Annotated in this window: 22 protein-coding genes; 8 read left to right on the top strand and 14 right to left on the bottom strand. The window is 74.5% G+C overall.

All coding sequences use genetic code 11. From position 1 onward, the window contains the following. Positions 1 to 37 precede the first annotated feature (37 nt). Both CSPHI_RS06670 and CSPHI_RS06665 read left to right on the top strand, forming a co-directional pair. Positions 38 to 727: a metal ABC transporter ATP-binding protein gene (locus CSPHI_RS06670; RefSeq protein WP_075692057.1), complete on the top strand. Its 690-nt coding sequence runs from the start codon at positions 38 to 40 to the stop codon at positions 725 to 727. After that, a complete protein-coding gene (locus tag CSPHI_RS06665) occupies positions 721 to 1,581 on the top strand; it encodes a metal ABC transporter permease (RefSeq protein WP_075692056.1) in 861 nt (286 codons plus the stop codon). The genes CSPHI_RS06670 and CSPHI_RS06665 overlap by 7 nt, the downstream gene beginning before the upstream one ends. A 36-nt stretch (positions 1,582 to 1,617) precedes the next feature. Here the strand turns inward: CSPHI_RS06665 and CSPHI_RS06660 are convergent, their stop codons facing one another. The 4 genes from CSPHI_RS06660 to CSPHI_RS06645 form a co-directional block, all read right to left on the bottom strand. Continuing rightward, positions 1,618 to 3,186, bottom strand: coding sequence for a SulP family inorganic anion transporter (locus CSPHI_RS06660; RefSeq protein ID WP_084210458.1), 1,569 nt, complete (start codon positions 3,184 to 3,186; stop codon positions 1,618 to 1,620). 180 nt (positions 3,187 to 3,366) lie between these two features. Beyond that, a complete protein-coding gene (locus tag CSPHI_RS06655) occupies positions 3,367 to 3,624 on the bottom strand; it encodes a hypothetical protein (protein WP_075692055.1) in 258 nt (85 codons plus the stop codon). 123 nt (positions 3,625 to 3,747) lie between these two features. Continuing rightward, on the bottom strand, positions 3,748 to 4,446 hold the full coding sequence (locus tag CSPHI_RS06650) for a YceI family protein (protein WP_245803281.1): 699 nt from the start codon (positions 4,444 to 4,446) through the stop codon (positions 3,748 to 3,750). Between the two features lie 58 nt (positions 4,447 to 4,504). Next, positions 4,505 to 4,828 carry a hypothetical protein gene (locus CSPHI_RS06645; protein WP_075692053.1) on the bottom strand — a complete coding sequence of 108 codons (324 nt, stop codon included), beginning with the start codon at positions 4,826 to 4,828 and terminating at the stop codon, positions 4,505 to 4,507. 112 nt (positions 4,829 to 4,940) lie between these two features. Here CSPHI_RS06645 and CSPHI_RS06640 point away from each other — a divergent pair, with 112 nt between their 5' ends. After that, complete coding sequence (locus tag CSPHI_RS06640) at positions 4,941 to 5,333, top strand: RNA polymerase-binding protein RbpA (RefSeq protein ID WP_075692052.1); 393 nt, start codon at positions 4,941 to 4,943, stop codon at positions 5,331 to 5,333. Between the two features lie 90 nt (positions 5,334 to 5,423). On the opposite strand, the gene CSPHI_RS06635 is transcribed toward CSPHI_RS06640, so the two are convergent. Genes CSPHI_RS06635 through cobN form a run of 4 tightly spaced genes read right to left on the bottom strand, consistent with a single transcriptional unit; the run spans position 5,424 to position 11,814 of the window. After that, positions 5,424 to 6,194, bottom strand: a complete 771-nt coding sequence (locus tag CSPHI_RS06635) for a polyprenol monophosphomannose synthase (protein WP_075692051.1) — start codon at positions 6,192 to 6,194, stop codon at positions 5,424 to 5,426. Then, the gene (lnt, locus tag CSPHI_RS06630; RefSeq protein ID WP_075692050.1) at positions 6,145 to 7,704 is read right to left on the bottom strand and encodes an apolipoprotein N-acyltransferase; all 1,560 of its coding nucleotides are present in this window, start codon (positions 7,702 to 7,704) and stop codon (positions 6,145 to 6,147) included. Before lnt ends, CSPHI_RS06635 begins: the two co-directional genes overlap by 50 nt. Further along, positions 7,701 to 8,195, bottom strand: coding sequence for an FxsA family protein (locus CSPHI_RS06625; protein ID WP_075692049.1), 495 nt, complete (start codon positions 8,193 to 8,195; stop codon positions 7,701 to 7,703). Before CSPHI_RS06625 ends, lnt begins: the two co-directional genes overlap by 4 nt. Positions 8,196 to 8,205: 10 nt before the next feature. Then, complete coding sequence (gene cobN, locus CSPHI_RS06620; protein WP_245803280.1) at positions 8,206 to 11,814, bottom strand: cobaltochelatase subunit CobN; 3,609 nt, start codon at positions 11,812 to 11,814, stop codon at positions 8,206 to 8,208. A gap of 186 nt (positions 11,815 to 12,000) precedes the next feature. Between cobN and CSPHI_RS06615 the strand changes: the two genes are divergently transcribed. From CSPHI_RS06615 to CSPHI_RS06595, 5 genes are all read left to right on the top strand, one after another. Further along, on the top strand, positions 12,001 to 13,179 hold the full coding sequence (locus CSPHI_RS06615) for a hypothetical protein (RefSeq protein ID WP_075692047.1): 1,179 nt from the start codon (positions 12,001 to 12,003) through the stop codon (positions 13,177 to 13,179). Continuing rightward, positions 13,176 to 13,823: a precorrin-8X methylmutase gene (locus CSPHI_RS06610; RefSeq protein ID WP_075692046.1), complete on the top strand. Its 648-nt coding sequence runs from the start codon at positions 13,176 to 13,178 to the stop codon at positions 13,821 to 13,823. The genes CSPHI_RS06615 and CSPHI_RS06610 overlap by 4 nt, the downstream gene beginning before the upstream one ends. Then, entirely contained in the window at positions 13,820 to 15,346 is a 1,527-nt protein-coding gene (gene cobJ / locus CSPHI_RS06605) for a precorrin-3B C(17)-methyltransferase (RefSeq protein ID WP_075692045.1), read from the top strand. The genes CSPHI_RS06610 and cobJ overlap by 4 nt, the downstream gene beginning before the upstream one ends. A 65-nt stretch (positions 15,347 to 15,411) precedes the next feature. Next, positions 15,412 to 16,860, top strand: a complete 1,449-nt coding sequence (locus tag CSPHI_RS06600; protein WP_075692044.1) for a tryptophanase — start codon at positions 15,412 to 15,414, stop codon at positions 16,858 to 16,860. A 216-nt stretch (positions 16,861 to 17,076) separates the two neighbouring features. Beyond that, complete coding sequence (locus CSPHI_RS06595; protein WP_075692043.1) at positions 17,077 to 17,505, top strand: hypothetical protein; 429 nt, start codon at positions 17,077 to 17,079, stop codon at positions 17,503 to 17,505. Positions 17,506 to 17,532: 27 nt separating this feature from the next. Here the strand turns inward: CSPHI_RS06595 and CSPHI_RS06590 are convergent, their stop codons facing one another. The 6 genes from CSPHI_RS06590 to dprE2 form a co-directional block, all read right to left on the bottom strand. Continuing rightward, positions 17,533 to 18,615 (bottom strand): HigA family addiction module antitoxin, encoded by a 1,083-nt coding sequence (locus CSPHI_RS06590; RefSeq protein ID WP_075692042.1) that lies wholly within the window; start codon positions 18,613 to 18,615, stop codon positions 17,533 to 17,535. A 15-nt stretch (positions 18,616 to 18,630) separates the two neighbouring features. Further along, positions 18,631 to 18,930 carry a type II toxin-antitoxin system RelE/ParE family toxin gene (locus CSPHI_RS06585; RefSeq protein ID WP_075692041.1) on the bottom strand — a complete coding sequence of 100 codons (300 nt, stop codon included), beginning with the start codon at positions 18,928 to 18,930 and terminating at the stop codon, positions 18,631 to 18,633. A gap of 114 nt (positions 18,931 to 19,044) precedes the next feature. Further along, positions 19,045 to 19,794 carry a cobalt-precorrin-6A reductase gene (locus CSPHI_RS06580; RefSeq protein ID WP_075692040.1) on the bottom strand — a complete coding sequence of 250 codons (750 nt, stop codon included), beginning with the start codon at positions 19,792 to 19,794 and terminating at the stop codon, positions 19,045 to 19,047. Beyond that, on the bottom strand, positions 19,782 to 20,555 hold the full coding sequence (gene cobM / locus CSPHI_RS06575) for a precorrin-4 C(11)-methyltransferase (RefSeq protein ID WP_075692039.1): 774 nt from the start codon (positions 20,553 to 20,555) through the stop codon (positions 19,782 to 19,784). The genes CSPHI_RS06580 and cobM overlap by 13 nt, the downstream gene beginning before the upstream one ends. Further along, the gene (locus CSPHI_RS06570; protein WP_075692038.1) at positions 20,552 to 21,778 is read right to left on the bottom strand and encodes a bifunctional cobalt-precorrin-7 (C(5))-methyltransferase/cobalt-precorrin-6B (C(15))-methyltransferase; all 1,227 of its coding nucleotides are present in this window, start codon (positions 21,776 to 21,778) and stop codon (positions 20,552 to 20,554) included. Before CSPHI_RS06570 ends, cobM begins: the two co-directional genes overlap by 4 nt. After that, on the bottom strand, positions 21,775 to 22,503 hold the full coding sequence (gene dprE2, locus CSPHI_RS06565) for a decaprenylphospho-beta-D-erythro-pentofuranosid-2-ulose 2-reductase (RefSeq protein ID WP_075692037.1): 729 nt from the start codon (positions 22,501 to 22,503) through the stop codon (positions 21,775 to 21,777). The genes CSPHI_RS06570 and dprE2 overlap by 4 nt, the downstream gene beginning before the upstream one ends.

Genomic DNA, 22,503 nt, shown 5'->3' with positions numbered 1-22,503 from the left:
GCCACCCGACACGGAAGGGCGCATCACGGCCACCGCCATGACCACAGACACCACCACACCAGCGATCCGGGCCCGCGGCCTGCGCTTCTCCTTCGGCAGCTTCCCGGTGCTCAAGGGCGTCGACCTCGACGTCGCCCCCGGGGAGACCGTGCTGCTCACCGGGGAGAACGGCTGCGGCAAATCCACCCTGCTGAAGGTCCTCATCGGGCAACTGCCCCGTGACGCCGGGGAGCTCACCGTGCTCGGCCAGGAGGTCGGCGGGCGCACCGGGCTGCGCCACGTCGGCTATGTGCCGCAGGCCAACGTGATGGCCAAGATCTCCTTCCCGATCACCTCCCGGGAACTGGCCGTGCAGGGGCTCACCCGGGATTTCGGCCCGGTGAAGATCCCCCGCCGGGTGCACCGGGAGCGCACCGACGCCGAATTCCGCCGGATGGGCCTGGCCGACTACCTCGACGTGCCCTTCGGGGAGCTTTCCGGGGGACTGCAGCAGCGGGTGATGATCACCCGGGCGCTGCTCGCCGAACCCCGGCTGCTGGTGCTCGACGAGCCCACCGCCGGGGTGGACAAGGACAGCCGGGCCGGTTTCCTCGATCTGCTGCGCGAACTGGGGGAGGACCTCGGCATGAGCATCGTGGTGGTCACCCACGACCTCGCCACCGTGCAGCGCCATCTCGCGGTGACCACCACCTACCGCATGGAAGAAGGGACCCTGATCCGATGCTGAGCCTGCTCGCCGAATTCGAGTTCGTGCGCCGCACCTTCATCGTCGGCCTGATGCTCTCCGCCGCGATCCCGCTGATCGGGGTGGTGATGGTCAACCGGCGCACCTCGATGATGTCGGACGCGCTCTCGCACACCTCCCTGGCCGGGGTGGCGCTGGGCCTCATCGCCGGCTTCAACCCGGTCACCGGGGCGATCCTCACCGCCGTGGCCGGCGCCTTCCTGATCGAGGCGATCCGGCGGAAATGGCCCCAGTACGGGGACATGGCCACCGCGGTGACGCTCTCCGCGGGCCTCGGCCTGGCGGTGCTGCTCAGCGATCTGGCGCCCTCGGGGCGGACCTTCGACTCCTACCTCTTCGGCTCCATCACCGCGGTCACCGATGCCGACATGTGGGCCACCGCCGTGGTCTTCCTGCTGGTGGTGGGCACCTCGGTGATGTTCTACGGCAGTCACCTGGACATCGCCGTGGACCCCACCCTGGCGCGGCTGTCGGGGACCAACGTGGCGCTGGCCAACGCCAGCTTCACCGCCCTGGCCGCGGTGACCGTGGCCCTGGCCGCGAAGGTGGTGGGCGCGCTGCTGGTGGTCTCCCTGATGGTGCTGCCGGTGGCCACCGCGCTGGTGCTCTGCCGCAGCTACCGGCAGGCGATGGCGGTGTCGGTGGCGCTGGGCGTCGTGCACATGACCATCGGGCTGAGCGTGTCCTACACCATCGACGTGCGCCCCGGCGGGGCGATCGTGATGAGCGCGGTGGCGGGCATCCTGCTGGCGCTCATCGCCCGCCGGCTGCGGCCGGCGGGGCGCCGGCGCGGGGCGGGGCCGGAGGTGGCCGCCCAGGTGCTCGCCGACGCCTGAGCCGGGTTCACCCGATGGGGGAGCGGGGGAGCGGCCTCAGGCGCCCTCGCCGAGCCGGCCGGAGAGCCGCTGCAGGCGCTCCAGGGAGGCCCCGTCCAGGCCGATGATGGAGACCTCCTTGCCGCGCTCACGGTATTTGCGGGTGATCGAGTCCAGGGTGGCCACCGTGGAGGCGTCCCAGATGTCCGCGCCGGTCATGTCGATGATGATGTGCCGGGCGTCGTCGGTGTAGTCGAAGCTGTACACCAGGTCATTGGAGGAGGCGAAGAAGAGCTGCCCGTTGACCCGGTAGCGGCGGGTGTCCACCCGGCCGTCGTGGTCGGTGTCCAGCTCGGCGACCTGCTCCACCTCGACCAGATGCGCGATACGGCGGGCGAACATGACCATGGCGGTGAGCACCCCGAGCACCACGCCCACCGCGAGGTTGTGGGTGATCAGGGTGGCGGCGACGGTGGTGGCCATCACCGCGGTCTCGCTGCGCGGCATCAGCCGCAGGGTGGTCGGGTGCAGGGAATGCCAGTCCATGGTGGACACCGAGACCATGATCATGATCGCGACCAGCGCGGCCATCGGGATCCGGCCGACCAGGTCGCCGAGGCTGACCACCAGGATGAGCAGGAAGATCCCGGCGAGCAGGGTGGACAGGCGGGTCCGGGCCCGGGAGGCGCGCACGTTGATCATGGTCTGGCCGATCATGGCGCAGCCGCCCATGCCCCCGAAGAAGGCGGTGACCACGTTCGCCGCGCCCTGGCCGAGGGCCTCCCGGGACTTGTCCGAGTGGGAGTCGGTGATGTCGTCGACGAGCTTGGCGGTCATCAGCGACTCCAGCAGGCCGACGATCGCCATCGCCGCGGCGTAGGGGGCGATAATCCGCAGGGTCTCCCAGGTCGCCGGCACCTGGGGGAGGAGCAGGGCGGGCAGGGTGCGCGGCAGCTCGCCCTGGTCGGCGACATCGGGCACGGACCAGCCGAAGGCGGCCGTCGCGGCGGTGAGCACGATGATGGCCACCAGGGGCGCGGGCACCGCGGTGGTGAGCCGGGGCAGCAGGTAGACGATGAGCAGGCCGATGACCACCATGGGGTAGACCAGGCCGGGCACACCCAGCAGATGCGGGATCTGGGCGGCGAAGATCAGGATGGCCAGGGCGTTGACGAAGCCGATCATCACCGATCGGGGGATGAAGCGCATCAGCCGGGCCACGCCGAGGGCGGACAGGGCCATCTGGATGAGCCCGCCGAGCAGCACCGTGGCGATGAGGTAATCCAGGCCGTGCGCGGCGGCGACGGGGGCGATGACCAGGGCGATCGCGCCGGTGGCGGCGGAGATCATGGCCGGCCGGCCGCCGGTGAACGCTATTGTCACGGCCATGGTGAAGGAGGCGAAGAGGCCGACCCGGGGATCGACCCCGGCGAGGATGGAGAAGCTGATCGCCTCCGGGATGAGCGCCAGGGCGACGACGAGGCCGGCGAGGACCTCGGTGCGCAGCCGGGCGCCGCTGGAGAAGGCGTAGCGCAGGCTGCCCAGCACGGAGGTCGGGGCGCCGGCGCCGTCCGGGCGGTGGTCGACGGGGGCGTCTTCGGGTGCCGCGGTGGCGGTCTGGCTCATGGGATCCTTCGGGGGCGGCGCCGCCGGGGGCGGGCGGATGGTCATGGAATCATCTGCGAATACCCGGCAACGCTAAACCGGCGGCGGCGCCGGCGCCAACTCGGGGCGGCGCCCCCGGAGCCGTAATGTCATAATGTATATTATCGGACAATGGGCGGGAGGGGCCCGGTCCGGTGGCGCTCAGCGGTCCCGGGACGGGCCGGGGTCGTCGATCACCTCATGGCCGGCATGCGGATCGGCGGCGGCCGCGTCGGCGGCGCGCACCGCGATCTCCTCGCGGATCCGGCGCATCTGCCACAGGGTCAGCGCGATGAGCCCGAGGCCCACCACGCTCAGCAGGTACATCCGCTCCCAGCTCATCGCCAGGGTGAACACCACGAGCAGCCCGATGCGCACCCGGCGCGCCATGAGCATCGAGTCCAGGGTGGTCGTCGGCATCGCGTCCTCGTCTCCTCGTCGTCGATCGGGGCCCGGATTCGGGCGCTCCCCCCGACCCGGACATGCCCCCTATTTACGTCACAGTGACGAAAAGGGGCGGGGTGCGGGGGTCGTTTCCCCCGGTCAGTTCGCCGCCCCGCCGGCCGGTTCCAGCACCAGGCGGATGTTCAGCTCCCCGTCCTCGTCGATGAGCGCCGCCGCGAAGTCCGGGGTGCGCACGTTGTACTCCAGGCGGTTGATCGGCAGATCCGAGGTGATCAGGATGTGGTCCCCGGTGCGGATCACCTCCATCGGCGCCACCACGTCCCGGGTCACCCCGCGGATGGTGAGCCGGCCCGGCACGTCCACGGTCGTCGGCGTCGCGTCCTCGGGCACCCCGGAGACGTCCACCGGCTCGGCGACCTCGAAGCGGGCCTGCGGGTACTCGTCCGTGGAGAAGATGGTCATCCGCACGTTGATGTCGCGGCGCTCGATGTCCGAGCGCATCTCGGTCATGTCCACGACGACCTCGCCCTCGACGAGTTCGCCGTCGCGCACTCGCACCGACCCGGTGACCGCCTGGCTGGCCCCGGAGGTGGTCCGGGCGTCCGAGGGCAGCAGCTCGCCGAAGGTGTAGCCCACCGCGGTGGTGTTGCGGCCCTTGCCGGCGACGATGTCCCAGTCCCCGTCGACGCCGGCGCTCGCCGGCGGCAGCCCGGACACCGTGAAATCCTCGGTGTGCGTGCCATCGGACGTGGCCAGGCGGTACAGCGCCGGGCCGACGATGACGATGGCCGCGGTCACCATCGCGACGGCGATCAGGGTCAACAGGGTCTTCTTCATGGGCACCATGGTAACCCCCGTCGATCCCCGGGCGGGTATCGCCCGGCCCGGTCCCCGGTCAGCGCAGTTTGTCCAGCTCGCGGGCCAGGTCCAGGGCGTCGGCGGCCAGGGCCGCGATCTGCTCGTGCCCGGCGCCCTCCTCGGCGGCGGTGGCGATGTCCTCCACCGCGCAGCGCAGCTCGTAGAGCCCGTCGTGCAGCCGGGCCACGGTGGCCCGGGACAGCGCCACCGCATCCACCGGCCCGGCCCCGCGGCCGCCGCGGCGGGCCTCGTAGGCGCGCTGCCGGCAGGACTGGCCGCAGTACCGCCGGGGCCGGCCCCGGCCCGGCGACTCGATTTCCCGGCCGCACCACAGGCAGTGCGCCGGAGTCCGCTCGCTCATGCCGGGCAGCCTATCCCCCTGGCGGTTCCCGCGCGAACCGGGATATAATGGCGGGTCGACGCCGCGGGCGCCCCGCCCGGGCGACTGCGGGAGCAACGGGAGGAAGCAGCATATGGCGGATCGAGTTCTGCGCGGCAGCCGCATGGGCGCCGTGTCCTATGAGACGGATCGCGATCACGACCTCGCGCCCCGTCGGATGGTGAAGTACCAGACCGACGACGGCGACGTCTACGAGGTCCCCTTCGCGGAGGACGCGGAGATCCCCGGCGAGTGGCTGTGCAAGAACGGCCAGGTCGGCAAGCTGATCGAGGGCGAGGGCACCGAGGCCAAGCCGGTGAAGCCCCCGCGCACGCACTGGGACATGCTCCGCGAGCGGCGCAGCATCGAGGAGCTCGACGTGCTCCTCGACGAGCGGATCGACCTGCTGCGCAAGCGCCGCCGCAACGCCGCCCGGCTGCTCAAGCAGCAGCAGGAGGCCGAGGCCGCGGAGCAGGCGAAGAAGTAGCCGCTCCCCCGCGCATCCCCCTCATTTTCCGGTACGGGCCCCGGCCCCGGCGCGTCCACCGCGCCGGGGCCGGGGCCCGTGCCGTGCCGCTCAGCGGCCGAGCCGGCGGCGCAGCCGCCCGGCCAGCTCCCGCAGCTGGCCCGCGCGGTGCCGGATCCCCCATTTGGTGACCTCCGCCAGAGAGGCCGCCACGAAGCTGGAGTCCATCTTCGACTCGCCGAGCTCGCGCTCGGTGAAGGTGATCGGCACCTCCACCACGGTGAAGCCCGCCTCCTTGACCCGGAAGCCCACCTCGGTCTGGAACAGGTACGCCGCCCCGCCGATCGCGTCCAGGTCGAGCGCCTCCAGCACCTCCCGGCGGAAGGCCCGGTAGCCGGCGGTGATGTCCCGGATCCCGGCGCCGAGGGCCAGCGAGATGTACAGGTTGCCGCCCCGCGAGAGCAGCTGCCGGCTGGCCGGCCAGTTCACCGTGGACCCGCCCGGCACGTAGCGCGAGCCGATCGCCAGATCGGCGCCGGCGTCCACGGCGTCGAGCAGCCGGTGCAGCTGCTCCGGGGCGTGCGAGCCATCGGCGTCCATCTCGCAGAGCACCGCGTAATCGCGCTCCAGGCCCCAGCGGAAGCCGGTGCGGTAGGCGCCCCACAGGCCGTCCTTCACACTGCGGTGAATTACATGCACATTATTGTCCGCGGCGGCGAGCTCCTCGGCGAGCTCCCCGGTGCCGTCCGGGGAGCTGTCGTCGACGACGAGCACCTCCGCCTCCGGCCGGGCCCGCCGCAGCCGGCCGATGACCAGGGGCAGGTTCTCCCGCTCATTGAACGTCGGGATGATGACGAGCGTCCGGCTGCTGGGCTGCGACACCCTGACTCCTTCGTGCTGGGGATACGGCGGCCGCCGCGGCCAGGAGGGCCAGGGCGGCGATGCACGCCTCGATGGCGGCCCCGTGCCGGGAGGCCATGGTCGGATCATCGCGCAAGGGCAGCGTCGAGGTCAAAACCGCCCGCTCGAAGATCCCGGTCTCGGCGAGCACCGCCCCGTCCGGGTCGATGATCGCGCTCACCCCGGAGGTGGCGGCGACCACTACCGCCCGGCGGTGCTCGATGGCGCGCAGCCGGCTCATCGCCAGCTGCTGGTAGGTCATCCCGGTGAAGCCGAAGGTGGCGTTGTTCGTGGGCGTGGCCAGCAGCCGCGCCCCGGCGGCCGCGGACTCCCGGAAGGCCTGGTCGAAGACCACCTCGTAGCAGGTCGCCACGCCCAGGGCGATGCCCCGGGCGTGCACCACCCCGTCCCCGGAGCCGGGGGCGAGATCCCCGGCCAGGTCCACCAGGTCGGTGACGTGGCGCAGCAGCCCCCGGTAGGGCATCCACTCGCCGAAGGGCTGCAGCCGCTTCTTCTCGTGCCGCTCCCCCGCCCCGTCGTCGTCCCAGACGATCATGGCGTTGCGCGGCGCCCCGTCGTAGCTGAAGGTGCCCACCAGGATCGGCGCCCCGATCGCGGCCTGCGCCGAGGCCACCAGCCGGGCCGCCGCCGGATCGGTCAGCGGGCTGACGTCGGCGGAGTTCTCCGGCCAGATCACCAGATCCGGGCGCGGCTCCCGGCCGGCGGCCACCGCCTCGGCGAGCTCCCGGGTGGCGGCGACGTGGTTCTCCAGCACCGCCCGGCGCTGCGCGTTGAACTCCAGGCCCAGCCGGGGCACGTTGCCCTGCACCGCCGCCACCCGCACCGGCTCCCCCGGCCCGCCGGCGTCATGGGGCGCGGCGAGCCCCGCGGCCAACGCGGCCGCGGCCAGCCCCGCCCCGGCCATCCGGTGCCGCGCGGCCGCCCCCGGCCGGGCGGCCTCGGCCACCCCGGCGCCGATGAGCGCGGCGGCCAGGCCCACCAGCGGGGCCCCGCCGATCGCGGCGAGCTGCGCCAGCGGGCCGTCGACCTGGCCGAAGGCCAGCCGCAGCCAGGGGAAGCCGCCGAAGGGCCACCGGCCCAGCAGCGCCTCCACCGCGATCACCCAGGCCGCGGCGCCGGCGGCGGAGACCGCCCCGGGCAGCCGGCCGCCCCGGATCACCCGGATCCCGGCGGCGGTGGCCATCTGGATGAGCCCCAGCAGCGCGCACAGCGCCAGCCACGGCCCGGCGCCGACGAAGGAGCCGATCCAGCCCAGGGCGACCAGCGCCGCCGCCGCGCCATGGGCGAAGCCGACGGTCAGGGTCAGCGGCCAGGAGGGTCGGCCGGTGAGCGCCGCGATGAGCAGGGCCACCGCCGCCGGCCCGCCCGGGGTGAACCCGATCGGGGCGAAGGAGGCGGCCAGCGCCGCCCCGGAGGCCGCGCCCGCGGCCAGCCGCAGCGCCGCGGCCGCCCGCGGCCCGGGGCGGCTCACCCGCGGTCCGGGCCCGGGGGATCCCGGAAATCATCCGGGTCCGGGATCTCCACCCCGTCGGGCATGTCGATGGTCTCCGCGCCCGGCCGGCGCACCCCGTAGTGCTCCACGATGGTCAGCGACTGCCCGGCGGTGCGCTGCACCCAGGCCAGCGCCGCCGCGCCCAGGCCCCGGCGGATCAGCGCCCGGGTCGGCGGGGCGATCGCGATCAGCCCGGCGAGGGTGCTGACGAACCCGGGCAGGGCCACCAGCAGGCAGCCCAGGATCACCAGGGCGGTGTCCGCCATGATGGTGCCCGGGCCCTCCCCGGCCCGGCCGCCGGCCAGGGCGCGGGCGGTGATCGCGCGCAGCTGCGCGGCGGCGAAGAGCACGCCGAGGGCGAACAGCCCCGCCAGGGCGAGCAGCGCCCAGCCGAAGCCGAGCCACCTGCCCACCGCCCAGAAGGCGATCGCCTCGACGAGGACGTAGCCGAATGCCGCAACCCGTGTCATGGCCGCCATGCTACCGGTCCTCCAGGTCCCCCTCGGTCTCCAGGAGGGTCTCCCGGAGCAGCTCCAGGCGGGCCGCGTCCGGGGACTCCCACAGCCCCCGGTCGGCGGCCTCCAGCAGCCGCTCGGAGATGTCGTGCAGCGCCCACGGGTTCGAGGCGTCGAAGAACTCCCGGTTCACCTCATCGCCGACGTAGGTGTCCGTGAGCGTCTCGTACATCCAGTCGTCGAGCACCCCGGTGGTGGCGTCGTAGCCGAAGAGGTAGTCCACGGTCGCGGCCATCTCGAAGGCGCCCTTGTAGCCGTGGTTGCGCATCGCCGCCACCCACCGGGGGTTGGCCACCCGGGCCCGGAACACCCGGCGGGTCTCCTCGTGCAGGGTGCGGGTGCGCACCGCGTCCGGCCGGGTGGAGTCGCCGATGTAGGCCTCCGGGGCGGCGCCGGTGAGCGCCCGCACGGTGGCGACCATGCCGCCGTGGAACTGGAAGTAGTCGTCCGAGTCGGCGATGTCGTGCTCCCGGGTGTCGGTGTTCTTCGCCGCCACCTGGATCCGGCGGTAGGCCGCCCGCATGTCCTCGGCGGCCTCCACCCCGTCCACGCCGCGGCCGTAGGCGTAGCCGCCCCAGGTGGTGTACACCGCCGCCAGGTCCGCGTCATCGCGCCAGGATCCGGAGTCGATGAGCTCCAGCAGCCCCGCCCCGTAGGTGCCCGGCTTGGAGCCGAAGATCCGGCGGGAGTGCCCGTCGGCGGCGACGTGGGCGCGCACCAGGTTCTCCTCCGGGGCCTCGTCCAGGCCCGCGACCAGCTGCACCGCGTCATCGAGCATGTGGATGACATGCGGGAAGGCGTCCCGGAAGAACCCGGAGATGCGCACCGTGACGTCGATCCGGGGCCGGCCCAGCTCCGCGGCGTCGATCACCTCCAGGCCGGTGACCCGGCGGGAGGCCTCGTCCCACACCGGGCGCACCCCCAGCAGGGCGAGCACCTGGGCGATGTCGTCGCCGGAGGTGCGCATCGCGGAGGTGCCCCACACCGACAGCCCCACCGAGGCCGGGTAGGCCCCGTCGTGATCGGCGCGGTAGCGCTCCACCAGCCCGTCGGCCAGCGCCTGCCCGGTCTCCCAGGCCAGCCGGGAGGGCACCGCCTTGGGGTCCACGGCGTAGAAGTTCCGCCCGGTGGGCAGCACCCCCACCAGCCCGCGCAGCGGGGAGCCCGCCGGCCCGGCGGGGATGAACCCGCCGTCCAGGGCGTGCAGGATCCGGGGGATCTCCTCGGCGGTGCCGGCCAGCCGGGGCAGGATCTCGTCCCGGGTGAAGCCCAGCAGCGCCGCCACCGCCGCCCGGTCCGCGCCCCCCGGCAGATCCCCGGCGATCCCCTCCGGGTCCTCCCCCGCGATCAGGCGGCGCACCAGGGAGGTGGCCAGCTCGTCGACGTCGTCGACCCGGGTGCGGCTCTCCGAGCCGTCCTCGGCCAGGCCCAGGGCCTCCCGCAGCCCCGGCAGGGTGACCTCCCCGCCCCACAGCTGCCGGGCGCGCAGCATGGTGCCCACGGTCTGCGCCAGCTGCTCCCCGGTGGGTGCGTCGCCGAGGATGTGCAGCCCGCCGCGGATCGCGACGTCCTTGATCTCGCACAGCCAGCCGTCGACGTGCATCAGCATGTCGTCGAAGACCTCCTCGTCCGGGCGGGACTCCCAGCCCAGATCCCGGTCCATCTGCGCGGCGGTGATGAGCGTCCAGATCTCCTGCCGGATCGCGGGCAGCTTCGCCGGGTCCATCGCGGAGATGTTCTGGTGCTCGTCGAGCAGCTGCTCCAGGCGGGTGATGTCCCCGTAGGACTCCGCCCGCGCCATCGGCGGGATCAGGTGATCCACGAGGGTGGCGTGCGCCCGGCGCTTGGCCTGGGTGCCCTCTCCGGGGTCGTTGACCAGGAAGGGGTACACCAGGGGCAGCTCCCCGATCGCCTGGTCCGGGCCGCAGGCCGCGGACAGGCCGACGGTCTTGCCGGGCAGCCACTCCATGTTGCCGTGCTTGCCCATGTGCACCACCGCGTCCGCGCCGAAGCCGCCGCGGTCCCGGTCCAGGGCCAGCCAGTGGTAGCAGGCCAGGTAGTGGTGGGTGGGCGGCAGGTCCGGGTCATGGTAGATGCCCACCGGGTTGTCCCCGAACCCGCGCGGCGGCTGCACCATCACCACCACGTTGCCGAAGGCCAGGCCCGCGATGTAGATGTCCCCGGTGTCCGGGTGCACGTAGAGCTGCCCCGGCGCCGCCCCGTGGTGGGCGGTCATCGCCTCGCGCAGCTCCGCGGGCAGGGTGTCGAAGAAGCGCCGGTAGGCCGCGGCGGGCAGCCGCAGCGGGTTGGCGGCCATCACCTCCTCGGTGAGCCACTGCGGGTCCTGGCCGCCGGCGTCGATCACCGCGTGCATGAAGGCGTCCCCGTCGAGCTCGGCGTCGTCCTCCGCCCAGCCGGGGATGGCGGAGACATCGCCGAGGTCGTAGCCGGCGGCGTGCAGCGCGCGCAGCACCTTCAGGGTGGACACCGGGGTGTCCAGGCCCACCGCGTTGCCGATCCGGGCGTGCTTGGTGGGGTAGGCCGAGAGCATCACCACGATCCGCTTCTCCGCGTTGGCCAGGTGCCGCAGCCGGGCGTGCCGCACCGCGATCCCGGCCAGCCGGGCGCAGCGCTCCGGATCCGGCACGTAGGTGATGAGCTGGTCGTCGTCGATCTCCTTGAAGGAGAAGGGCACCGCGATGATCCGGCCGTCGAACTCGGGCACCGCCACCTGGGTGGCCACGTCCAGGGGGCTGAGCCCCTCATCGGAGTCCGCCCAGGCCCGCCGGGGCCCGGTCAGCGCCAGGCCCTGCAGGATCGGCCGGTCCAGGGCGGCGAGCTCGCGCACGTCCCAGGCGTCCTCGTCCCCGCCGGCCTGGGCCACCGCCGGCCGGGTGCCGCCGGCGGCGAGCACGGTGGTGATGATCGCGTCGCAGCGGCCCAGCTCGGCGAGCAGATCCGCCCCGGCGGTGCGCAGCGAGGCGGCGAAGATCGGCACCGCCCGGGCGCCCCGGGCCTCCACGGCGCGGGCCAGCTCCGCGATGTAGCCGACGTTGCCGGCCAGGTGCTGCGCGCGGTAGTAGACGATGCCCACCCGGGGCGCGTCCGCGGCGGGCTCGGCGGCGGCCCATTCGGCGCGGTCCAGTTCCCCCCAGGCGGGCAGCCGGCGCGGCGGGGCGAAGCCGTGCCCGGTGAGCAGCAGCGTGTCGGAGAGGAAGTCGTGCAGCGCGGCGAGGTTGTCCGGGCCGCCCTCGGCGAGGTAGGTGTGCGCCTCGGTGGCCACCCCCGCCGGCACCGTGGACAGCTCCGTCAGCTCCGCGTCCGGGGCCTGCTCCCCGGAGACGAATACCGCCGGCACCGGCGAGTCGAGCAGTTCGGCGACCCCCTCCTCCCAGGCGCGGCGCCCGCCGAGCAGGCGCACCACGGCGATGTCCGCGCCCTCGAGCAGGTCCGCCAGCGCCCCGGCGGGCAGCCGGGCCGGGTTCGCCCAGCGGTAGGCCACGTGGGCCTCCGCCTCGGCGGCGGCGCGGGCGGAGAGCAGATCGGTGTCGGAGGTCGACAGCAGCAGAATCACGTCGGGTGGGCCTTTCCCGGGGTGCATGCGCCCCGCGGCGTCGGCGAGCCCGGCGCGCGGGGGTCTGGCTCTCACAGTGGCGCGACCGCGCGGAATCTCACCGTCTTCCCCGCGCACCGGCGTCGGTGCGGATGTTCGGTTGGTTACCCGAGCCTACCCGGCGGGACGGCGACGTAGCATGGCGGCATGACCCAGCCCACCCAGCACCGCGACCGCGGCGACCGCTGCCCCGGCGCCCGGCGGGTGCACCAGGCCGCCGATGGCGCGATCGGGCGGATCCGGCTGCCCGGCGGCCGGGCGCACGCCCGGGTGCTCGGCGATCTCGCCGACCTCGCCGGACGCTTCGGCGACGGCGACGTGCACCTGACCTCCCGCGGGAACCTGCAGATCCGGGGTATCGCCGACCCGGCCGGCTTCGCCGCGGCGGTCGCCGCCGCCGGCCTGCTGCCGCACCCCGCCCATGACCGGATGCGCAACATCCTGTCCTCCCCGCTCACCGGCCGGCTCGGCGGCGCCGCCGACGTCGGCGGACTGGTCGAGGAGGTCGATGCGGCGCTGTGCGCCGACCCGGTGCTCGCCGAGCTGCCCGGGCGCACCCTCATCGCCATCGACGACGGCCGCGGCGACGTGCTCGCCGAGGCCCCCGACCTGGGGCTGCTCGCCCTCGGCGGGGAGGAGTTCGAGCTGATCCTGGCCGGTGCGCCCACCGGGCACCGCGCCGGGCGGGTATCCGCCGCGGCGCTGCTGCATGACGCCGCCCGGGCCTGGGCGGCGCTGCGCGGCGACGCCTGGCAGATCGCCGAATCCGGCCGGGCCGCGGAGGTCGCCGCCGCGGTGACCGCGCACCGGGAGCGCCGCGCCCCCACCCCGGCCCCGGCGCCGCCGCCGGCGCCGGTGGGCTGGCTCACCCAGGACGACGGCCGGGTGGCGCTGGCCGCGGGCCTGCGCTTCGGGGTGCTGCCCGGCCGGATCGCCCGGGCGCTGGCCCACCTGGACTGCCCGGTGCGGGTCACCGCCGGCTACTCGCTGGTGCTGCTCGACCTGGACGAGGACATCGCCGAGGCGGCGGTGCGGGCCCTGGCCCCGGCCGGGCTGGTCTTCGACGCCGCCTCCGACTGGCTGCGGGTCAGCGCCTGCACCGGGGCGCCGGCCTGCGCCAAGGCGGTGGCGGACACCCGCGGCGACGCCGCGGCGGGCATCGCCGGCAACCTGCTGCCCGCCGGCCGGGTGCACTTCTCCGGCTGCGAACGCCGCTGCGGGGCGCCGAAGACCGGGTTCGTGGACTACCTCGCCGTCGCCGAGGGCGAGTACGAGGTCACCGACCGCGCCGGGCGCCGGCCGCCGGCGGTAGATTCCCAGGCATGAGCAGGTACCGCTACGAGACCGACGGGGCCGCCATCTACCGGCGCTCCTTCGCCATCATCCGGGCCGAGGCGGATCTCGCCGCCTTCACCGCCGAGCAGGAGCCGGTGGCGGTGCGCATGATCCACGCCGCCGGGGACGTGGACCTGGCCGGGGACATCGTCTTCTCCCCCGGCGTGGTCGCCGCCGCCCGGGCCGCGCTGGAGGCCGGCGCCCCGGTGCTCGCCGACGCCGCCATGGTCGCCGCCGGGGTGACCCGGCGGCGGCTGCCCGCCGGCAACGAGGTCCGCTGCGCCCTGGCCGACCCCCGGGTGCCCGGGCTCGCGGAGTCGCTGGGCACCACCCGCACCGCCGCCGCGATCGAGCTGTGGGGCGACGCCCTGGCCGGGGCGGTGGTGGCCATCGGCAACGCGCCCACCGCCCTGTTCCACCTGCTCGAGGGGATCGCCGCCGGCCGGCTGCCCCGGCCGGCGGCGCTGCTGGCGCTGCCGGTGGGCTTCGTCGGCGCCGCCGAATCCAAGGAGGCGGTGCTCGCCGACGCCCCCGGGCTGGGCGTGGAGCACCTCACCGTGCGCGGCCGGCGCGGCGGTTCGGCGATCACCGTCGCCGCGGTGAACGCCCTGGCCTGCGCGGCGGAGATCCGGTGAGCGGGGCGCGGCCGGGCCGGCTCTACGGCATCGGGCTGGGCCCCGGCGACCCGCGGCTGCTCACCCTGCGCGCCGTGGAGCTGCTGCGCACCGCCGACGTGGTGGCCTACCACGCCGGCCCGCGCGGCTCCACCGCCCGCCGGATCGCCGCGGACGCCCTGGCCGGCCGGGAGGCCCCCGCGATCGAGGAGGAGCTCACCTACCCGGTGACCGCCGGGGGCGGACCGGACTACGCCGAGCGGATGGCCGCCTTCTACGCCGAGGCCTCCGCCCGGCTGGGCGCGCACCTGGCCGCCGGGCGCTCGGTGGCCGTGGCCAGCCTCGGCGACCCCATGCTGTACAGCTCCTACCAGCACCTGCACCGGGCGCTGGCCGAGTACGCGGAGGAGATCGTGCCCGGGGTGGCCTCGCCCTCGGCCGCGGCCGCCGCGCTCGGCGAACCCCTGGCCGAGGCCGGGGAGATCCTCACCGTGCTGCCCGCCACCGCCGGGGAGCCCCGGCTGGCCGCCGCCGCCGCGGCCGCGGACGCCCTGGTGGTGATGAAGCTCGGCGGGCACGTCGGGCGGGTGCGCCGGGTGCTCGCCGCCGCCGGGATGCTCGACCGGGCCCGGGTGGTGGCCCGGGCCACCATGGGCGACGGCTGGACCGCCCCGCTGGCCGAGGTGGACGACGCCGCGGTGCCCTATTTCGCCGTGGCCGTGGTGCCCTCGGCGGTCGCCGGCCGGCGCGCCGCCGCCGCGGCCGGCGCCCCCGGCGACGGGGAGGTGGTCGTGGTGGGCCTGGGTCCGGGGCCGGCGCGCTGGCTCACCCCGGAGGCCGCCGCGGAGCTCGCCGCGGCCACCGACGTCGTCGGCTACGGCACCTACGTGGACCGGGTGCCGGAGCGCCCCGGGCAGCGCCGGCACCCCTCGGACAACCGGGTGGAGGCCGAGCGCGCCGCGATGGCCCTGGATCTCGCCGCCGGCGGGGCCCGGGTGGCGGTGGTCAGCTCCGGCGACCCCGGGGTGTTCGCGATGGGCGCGGCGGTGCTCGAGGTCGCCCGGGACCCGCGCTGGGCGGGCGTGCCGGTGCGGATCGTGCCCGGGATGACCGCCGCCCAGGCCGTGGCCTCCCGGGTCGGCGCCCCCCTGGGCCACGACTTCGCCATGATCTCCCTCTCCGACCGGCTCAAGCCCTGGCCGGTGGTGGCCCGCCGGGTCGCCGCGGTCGCCGCCGCGGACATGGCGATGGCGGTGTACAACCCGGCCTCGCGCAGCCGCCGCCGGCAGGTGGTGGAGCTGCTCGGCATCGTCGGCGCGCACCGCGGCCCGGACACCCCCGTGGTGGTCGCCCGGGCGGTCGGCGCCGCCGAGGAGGAGGTCACCGTCACCACCCTCGCCGGGGTGGACCCCGAGGTGGTGGACATGCGCACCATGCTCATCATCGGCGCCTCGACCACCGTGGCCTACCCGGACGGCGCCGGGGGCACCCGGGTGTACACCGCCCGCCGCTACGGGGGTGCCCCCGGGGAGGCGGGCAGGTGATTTAGGTCCGCCCGGCTGCCATCATGGATTGGTCCGTTTCCGCGATGAAGAAAAACGAGGCCCCCATGTCGAAGGTCAGGTTCCACGGCGAAAAGCAGTACCCGCTGGAGATGCACAAGGTCCGGATCATCCAGAAGCTCACCCTGCTGCCCGTGGAGGACCGCGCCGAGGCGATCGCCGGGGCCGGCTACAACACCTTCCTGCTGCAGAACCGGGACGTGTTCCTGGACATGCTCACCGACTCCGGGGTCAACGCGATGAGCCAGGAGCAGCAGGCGGCGATGCTCGACGCCGACGACGCCTACGCCGGCTCCGCGACCTACACCCGGCTGGAGGACAAGCTCCGCGAGCTGTTCGGCATGGACTGGTTCCTGCCCGCGCACCAGGGCCGCGCGGCGGAGAACATCATCTCCCGGGTGCTGGTGCGCCCCGGCACCGTGGTGCCGATGAACTACCACTTCACCACCTCCAAGCAGCACATCGTCGAGCACGGCGGCGAGATCGCGGAGCTGATCCGGCCCGAGGGCCTGGAGGTCACCAGCGAGCACCCCTTCAAGGGCAACCTGGACGTCGACGCGCTGCGCCGGCTCATCGCCGAGCGCGGCGCCGAGGGGGTCAGCTACCTGCGCATGGAGGCCGGCACCAACCTGATCGGCGGCCAGCCCTTCAGCCTGTCCAACCTGCGCGAGGCCGCCGGGGTGTGCCGCGCCCACGGCATCCCGCTGGTGCTCGACGCCTCCCTGCTCGCGGACAACCTGCACTTCAACAAGGTGCGCGAACCCGCCTGCCGGGATATGTCGATCCGGGAGATCACCCGCGAGATCGCCGATCTCTGCGACGTGATCTACTTCTCCGCCCGCAAGCTCGGCTTCGGCCGCGGCGGCGGCATCCTGCTGCGCGAGGAGGCGATGTACAAGCGGATGCGCGGCCTGGTGCCCCTGTTCGAGGGCTTCCTCACCTACGGCGGCATGTCGGTGCGCGAGATGGAGGCGATCACCGTCGGCCTGGAGGAGACCATGGACGAGGACATGATCAACCAGGGCCCCCAGTTCATCGAGTACATGGTCGGCGAGCTCGCCGACCGGGGCATCCCGGTGATCACCCCGGCCGGCGGGCTCGGCGCGCATATCGACGCGATGGCCTTCCTGGACCACGTCCCGCAGACCGAGTACCCGGCCGCCGCCCTGGCCGCGGCGATCTTCCTCGCCTCCGGGGTGCGCGGCATGGAGCGCGGCACGATGAGCGAGGCCCGCGACGCCGAGGGCGTGGAGCCCCTGGCGGATATGGAGCTGGTCCGGCTCGCCCTGCCCCGGCGGGTGTTCACCCTCTCCCAGATCAACTACGCGGTGGACCGGATCGAGTGGCTCTACCGCAACCGGGGGCTCATCGGCGGCATGGAGTGGGAGGAGGAGCCGGAGATCCTGCGCTTCTTCTACGGCCGGCTCACCCCGCGGACCCCGTGGCCGGCGGCGCTGGTGGCGAAGTTCCGGGAGGACTTCGGCGACTCGCTCTAGGCCCGGCGCCGGGCCATCGCCCCGCGGCCCCGGCACCCCCGGGTGCGGGTGCCGGGCGGCCGCCCGCGGTCGGGGCGGGGAACCGGCGATGACGATCCGGTGAACATCGGCGGACATCGCCGCGGCGGACCGGCCCGGCCGGCGCCGGGGTGCTGGAATGGCGGGGTCACCCCTCCCCCGCGGCCGCGCCCGGCCGCCGACCCCGGAAAGGCCCCCGTGATCCACGGCTACCTCGTCAACCCCGATCTCACCAGCCGCCGCATCGGATTCGAGCTCGACCACGCCGGCCAGTTCCTCGGCGGCGTCGACGAGGATCGGGTGTCGGTGGCCTTCCAGGAGGACGGCACCACCTACGCCGGCCTGTACTCGGCGCGGGCGCAGGCCGAGGGCGCCGAACCCAACCCGGTGGCCTCCCTGGGCCGCAACACCGCCGCCACCGGCGACCCGGCCTTCTTCACCGACCCGACCACCGCCATCTCCGGGCCGGTGATCTTCGTCGGCGCCGCCGGGCAGGACATCACCGAGGAGGAGATCGAGCGGATCGACGACGGGATCCGGGCGGTGCGCGCCTACCGGGAGGATCAGCCCCGGGAGTACGGCTACTGGCGGGCGGCGGTGCTCAACCTCGCCGCCGGCCGCCGCTGAGCGCCCCGGGACCCGCCGGGGCGATCCTCACGCCCACCGCGCCAGGTATTCCGTCGCCTGGGGGGCGTTGCGGGCCAGTGCGCTCCGCCAGGGGATCCGCCCCTCATGCTGCAGTCTGCCGATCACGACGATCGGATGAACCCCGTTTTTCGCGGCCTGTTCATCGACCCAGGGGCGGCGGATCCGCGCCGGGGGCGTCGCCAGGCCCTCGGGGAGCAGCCAGGTCGCCGCCAGATCATCGGCCTCCCGCTCGATCCCGTCGACATGCTCCCCTTCGCTGACGACCGGGGCGTTCGGCGAGACGTGCCCGCAGGCCAGGTGGGCCAGCTCGTGGAGAATGGTGAACAGGACCTTGTCGAAGCGTTTGCCCCGGCCGGAGATTCCCACTATCGGCTGCCGGCCGGCCTCGTCCAGGTACATCGTGCACCCGTCGATCCTGCTTCCGGGCAGCGCGCCGATATGGCACAGGCGAACGCCGACCTCGGCGAAACGGCGGGGTAGTTCGGCCAGCGACTCCGGTTCCCGGGTCAGCTGCGCGGTCTTTCGGGCCATCTCCCGGAAGGCGTCCTCGGAAAACGGCGCCACCTCCGGCATGTCCTCCGCCCGTCGACGGACCAGGGCGACCCACGTGCGCTGGAGCGGGGTCATGTCCGCGACCCGATTCGACCGGCGTGCGGCCATCCGATAGTCCGCCGGTTCATCGTGGATGGAGTCCATCCCGAATAGACGGCAGACTTCGGCCTCGACGGCGGTGAGCGGTTCCGCCGGCAGGAGCCCACGCTGCTGGAGGGCCGAGATCGGCGCCAGCTCATTCAGGCGGGCCCGGCGCTGCACGTCCGAGAGCTGTTCATCCGATGCGGACTGCCCCTCCACGTGCAGCTCGTAGAGGTTCTGGAGATTGAGCCAGTACTCGGCCGAGGTGCCGAACGCGGCACCGAGGCGCCGGGCGGTCCGGATCGAGATGCGGCGGCGGCCCCCGATGACATCGGAGACGATCTGGCGATCGACGCCCATGATCTCGGCGAGCGTCTCCTGGGTCCAGCCGCGCTCCTCCAGCTCCTCCTCGATGAACCCGCCGGGCGGAAAGGCCTCCGCCACGTTGATGTCCATGGTCTCCTCCGTCCCTCAGTGATAGTCCAGGCCATCGATGATGATGGCCACCCGTCCGTCGTCCCGGGTGTCGAATCTCAGGATGAGTCGGTATTTCCGGTTGATGCGGATCGAGCATTGCCCGGCCCGGTCTCCCTTGAGCTTTTCGAGGTTGAGTGCGCGGATCGCCCGGAGGTCCCGCTCATCGCGTGCCGCCCCGATCTGCTGGATGCGGCGGCGGTACCGGCGGGTGACCTCATCGGGCCATCGCCTCGTGCGCGTCCCAGGTTGGGTGGCGAGGCGGCGACGCTCCTCATCCTCGAACACGATTCTCATCCGTGGGGTCCTCGACGTCGACGGGGCAGCCATGGACAAGAGTATGCGCTGCTGTCTCGTATGGCAACTGACACGCTATATGTGACAGCGTGGGGATGCTTACCGGGACCGGTGCTACCGGGTCCAGCCGGCGCGGCGGGCGGCCCGCACCGCGGAGTCGACGTCCTCGACCACCACGGCGATATCCGCCCCGGGCAGCCGCGGCCGGCGCACCATCACCACCGGTTTGCGCAGATCCCGGGCGGCCTCCAGTTTGGCGTGGGTGGCCGCGCCCCCGGAGTTCTTCGTCACCAGGCAGTCCACCGCGTAATCGCGCATCAGCTTGCGCTCGGCGGCGACCTCGTAGGGCCCCCGGGAGAGCACCACCGTCCGGTTCGGCGGCAGTGGCGGCTCCGGCTCGTCCACGCAGCGGATCAGGTAGCGGCCCTCGGCGTCCTCGGCGAAATGCGCCAGCTGCTGGCGGCCGATGGTGAGGAAGGGCGCCCGGAAGCGCCGCCGCACCAGGGCGGCGGCCTCCGCCATGGAGTCCACCTCCAGCCACTCCTCGCCGCGGCCGGGGGTCCACGCCGGCCGGTGCAGCGCCACCAGGGCCACCCCGGTGGCCCGGGCGGCCTCCGCCGCGGAGATCGAGATCCGCTCCGCGAAGGGGTGCGTGGCGTCCACCAGCACGGTGACGTCCTCCTCGACGAGATGCCGGGCCAGGCCCGCGGGGCCGCCGAAGCCGCCGATGCGCACCCGGCCCACCGGCAGCCGGGGCGCGGCGACCCGGCCGGCCAGGGAGGAGGTCACCGCCCAGCCCTCGGCGGTGAGCCGGGCGGCGAGTTCGCGGCCCTCCGCGGTGCCGCCCAGGATCAGCGCACGCATGGCAGGGTCCGTCCGTGCGCGTCCCGGGGCCGGTCCGCGGAGTACAGGTAGGAGTCCGGGAAGCCCTCGGCGGCGAGCACCGGCCCGACCAGGATCACCGCGGTGCGGCTCACCCCGGCCCCCTTCGTGGCCGCGGCGATGTCGGCCAGGGTGCCGCGCAGGATCACCTGCTCCGGGCGGGAGGCGAAGGCCACCACCGCCGCCGGGCAGTCCGGGCCGTAGCCGGGGGTGAGCTCCGCGACCACCCGGTCGATGTCGTGGGCGGCCAGGTGCACCGCCAGGGTCGCCCCGGTGGCCGAAAAATTGGCCAGGGTCTCCCCCGCCGGCATCCGCGAGGCCCGCCCGGAGACCCGGGTGAGCACCACCGACTGCCCCACCTCGGGCACGGTGAGCTCATGGCCCAGCGCCGCGGCGGCGGCGGCGAAGGCCGGCACCCCGGGCACGATCTCGTAGTCGATGCCGGCGGCGGCGAGCCGCCGGGCCTGCTCCGCCAGGGCGCTCCACACGCTGGGATCGCCGGACTGCAGCCGGGCGACGTCGGCGCCGCGGGCGTCGGCGGCGGCGATGATGGCCATGATCTCGTCCAGCGGCATCCGCGCGGTGTTCACCACCTCGGCGCCGGCGGGGCAGTTCGCCAGCACCTCCTCCGGCACGATCGATCCGGCGTAGAGGCACACCGGGCAGGAGCGGATCAGCCGATCCGCGCGCAGCGTGAGCAGGTCCGCGGCGCCGGGGCCGGCGCCGATGAAGTAGACGGTCATGGTGCTCCTCCCCCGCCGCCCGGCGGCGGCGGATCCGCGATCCACTGCGTCACCGGCAGGGCCGGGCGCAGCACCGTGAAAGCACCGACTTTACCGGGGTGATCCACCTGCACCCGGCGGATCTCCCCGCCGTGGCGCTCCCGGGCCGCCCACAGCACCCGCTCCGATTCCACGGTCACCGCATTGGCGACCAGCCGCCCGCCCGGGGCCAGCGCCGCCGCGCAGGCGTCCACCAGCCCGGGCGCGGTGAGCCCCCCGCCGATGAAGATCGCCTCCGGGGCGCCGCACCCGGCGAGCAGGCCCAGATCCCCCGGGGCGGTGCCCTCCACCACGGTGACCGGGGCCAGCCGGGCGGCGTTGCCCCGGATCCGGCGCACCCGGTCCGGGTCGCGCTCCAGGCAGGCGGCCCGGCCGCCGTGCCGGGCCCATTCGATGGCGATGGAGCCGGTGCCGCCGCCGATGTCCCAGAGCAGCCGGCCCGGGCCGGGGCCGAGCGCGGCGAGGGTGAGCTCCCGGATCGGCGATTTGGTGAGCTGGCCGTCGGTGTCGAAGTCGGCGTCGGCCAACCAGGCCCGGGCCGGGGCGGTGGGCGTCACGGCGAGGATGCGCAGGGCGCCGGCCGGTTCCGGGGGCGCGGCCGCGGTGCCGTGCGCGATGCGCTCCCCGGCCGCGCCCAGGTCGGCGAGCAGGGTGAGCCCGGCGCCGGGATCGCGTGCGGCGAGGACGGCGGCGACCGCGGCGATGGAGCCGGCGTCGCGGGCGAGCACCAGGAACCGCCGGCCCCGGTCGGCGACCGCGGCGACCTCGGCGACCTCCCCGGTGACCAGGGAGACCACCGGGGTGTCGTGCAGCGCCCAGCCCAGCCGGGCGCAGGCCAGCGCCGCCGAGCTCGGCGCGGGCAGCACCCGCAGCCGCCCCGGGCCGAGCAGCCGGGCCAGGGTCACCCCGATCCCGTGGAACATGGGGTCCCCGCTGGCCAGCACGGCCACCCCGCCCAACCCGGGGTCGGCGGCGAGCTCGGCGAGCAGGCCCGGCAGGCCCTCGCGCAGCGGGGTGGGCAGCCGCACCCGCCGGGCGGCGAGGGATTCGGGCAAGAGCCCAAGCTGCCGGGGCGCGCCGACCACCACCGTGGCGCGGGCCAGCGCCTCGGCGGCGGCCGGGGCGAGGCCGGCGTGGCCCTCGGCGCCGATGCCGACGACCGTCAGCCGGCCGGGGCCGTTCATCGCGGCATCCGGCGCCAGATCGGCCGCGGCACCCAGCGGGTCAGCCAGGCCAGCGCCCCCACCCGGGCCGGGATCCACACGTGGTCCCGCCCCGCGTCGAGGGCGGCGACCGCGGCCTCGGCGACCTGGTCCGGGGTGGAGGACATCGGGGCGGGGTCCATCCCGGCGGTCATCCGCCCGATCACGAACCCGGGCCGAGCGATGGTGAGCCGCACCCCGGTGCCGTGCAGCCGGTCCTGCAGGCCCTGCAGGAACCCGTCGAGGCCGGCCTTGGCGGAGCCGTAGACGTAGTTGGGCCGGCGCACCCGGGCCCCGGCGATGGAGGAGAAGGCCAGGATCCGGCCCCCCGCCGGCGCCATCCGGGCCACCAGCTCGGTGGCCACCGCGGCGTGCGCGGTGAAGTCGGTGTGGATCACCGCCGCCACCCGGGTCCCGGAACGCTCGTCGCGGTCCTGCTCGCCGAGCACCCCGAAGGCGATCACCGCGGTGTCCACGGGCCCGTGCGCCCAGGCCGCGTCGAGCACCCCCGGCTGGGCGTCGATCTCGTCGGCGTCGAAGCGCAGCCGGTGCACCACGGTCGCCCCCGCGGCGGTGAGCCGGGCGGCGGGGCCGTCCAGGGCGTCGACCCGGCGGGCGGCGAGGGTGACCGCGTTGCCGGGGGCGAGCCGCTCGGCGACCTCCAGGCCGATTTCCGAGGTGCCGCCGAGGATCAGCACATGGCCCAT

Source organism: Corynebacterium sphenisci DSM 44792 (genome assembly GCF_001941505.1).
Lineage (GTDB): Bacteria > Actinomycetota > Actinomycetes > Mycobacteriales > Mycobacteriaceae > Corynebacterium > Corynebacterium sphenisci.
Note: the sequence above shows the minus strand (reverse complement) of the source record. Positions and strands in the feature narration are given on the sequence as shown.

Bases quoted from the DNA above. Each gene is read 5' to 3' on its own strand.
- CSPHI_RS06615 (WP_075692047.1), top strand. From the start codon at position 12,001: ATGACCCAGCCCACCCAGCACCGCGACCGCGGCGACCGCTGCCCCGGC.
- CSPHI_RS06600 (WP_075692044.1), top strand. From the start codon at position 15,412: ATGTCGAAGGTCAGGTTCCACGGCGAAAAGCAGTACCCGCTGGAGATG.
- CSPHI_RS06590 (WP_075692042.1), bottom strand. From the start codon at position 18,615: ATGGACATCAACGTGGCGGAGGCCTTTCCGCCCGGCGGGTTCATCGAG.
- CSPHI_RS06580 (WP_075692040.1), bottom strand. From the start codon at position 19,794: ATGCGTGCGCTGATCCTGGGCGGCACCGCGGAGGGCCGCGAACTCGCC.
- CSPHI_RS06640 (WP_075692052.1), top strand. From the start codon at position 4,941: ATGGCGGATCGAGTTCTGCGCGGCAGCCGCATGGGCGCCGTGTCCTAT.
- CSPHI_RS06585 (WP_075692041.1), bottom strand. From the start codon at position 18,930: ATGAGAATCGTGTTCGAGGATGAGGAGCGTCGCCGCCTCGCCACCCAA.
- CSPHI_RS06610 (WP_075692046.1), top strand. From the start codon at position 13,176: ATGAGCAGGTACCGCTACGAGACCGACGGGGCCGCCATCTACCGGCGC.
- CSPHI_RS06650 (WP_245803281.1), bottom strand. From the start codon at position 4,446: ATGAAGAAGACCCTGTTGACCCTGATCGCCGTCGCGATGGTGACCGCG.
- CSPHI_RS06670 (WP_075692057.1), top strand. From the start codon at position 38: ATGACCACAGACACCACCACACCAGCGATCCGGGCCCGCGGCCTGCGC.
- CSPHI_RS06645 (WP_075692053.1), bottom strand. From the start codon at position 4,828: ATGAGCGAGCGGACTCCGGCGCACTGCCTGTGGTGCGGCCGGGAAATC.
- dprE2 (WP_075692037.1), bottom strand. From the start codon at position 22,503: ATGGGCCATGTGCTGATCCTCGGCGGCACCTCGGAAATCGGCCTGGAG.
- CSPHI_RS06570 (WP_075692038.1), bottom strand. From the start codon at position 21,778: ATGAACGGCCCCGGCCGGCTGACGGTCGTCGGCATCGGCGCCGAGGGC.
- CSPHI_RS06655 (WP_075692055.1), bottom strand. From the start codon at position 3,624: ATGCCGACGACCACCCTGGACTCGATGCTCATGGCGCGCCGGGTGCGC.
- cobM (WP_075692039.1), bottom strand. From the start codon at position 20,555: ATGACCGTCTACTTCATCGGCGCCGGCCCCGGCGCCGCGGACCTGCTC.
- CSPHI_RS06625 (WP_075692049.1), bottom strand. From the start codon at position 8,195: ATGACACGGGTTGCGGCATTCGGCTACGTCCTCGTCGAGGCGATCGCC.
- CSPHI_RS06660 (WP_084210458.1), bottom strand. From the start codon at position 3,186: ATGAGCCAGACCGCCACCGCGGCACCCGAAGACGCCCCCGTCGACCAC.
- CSPHI_RS06665 (WP_075692056.1), top strand. From the start codon at position 721: ATGCTGAGCCTGCTCGCCGAATTCGAGTTCGTGCGCCGCACCTTCATC.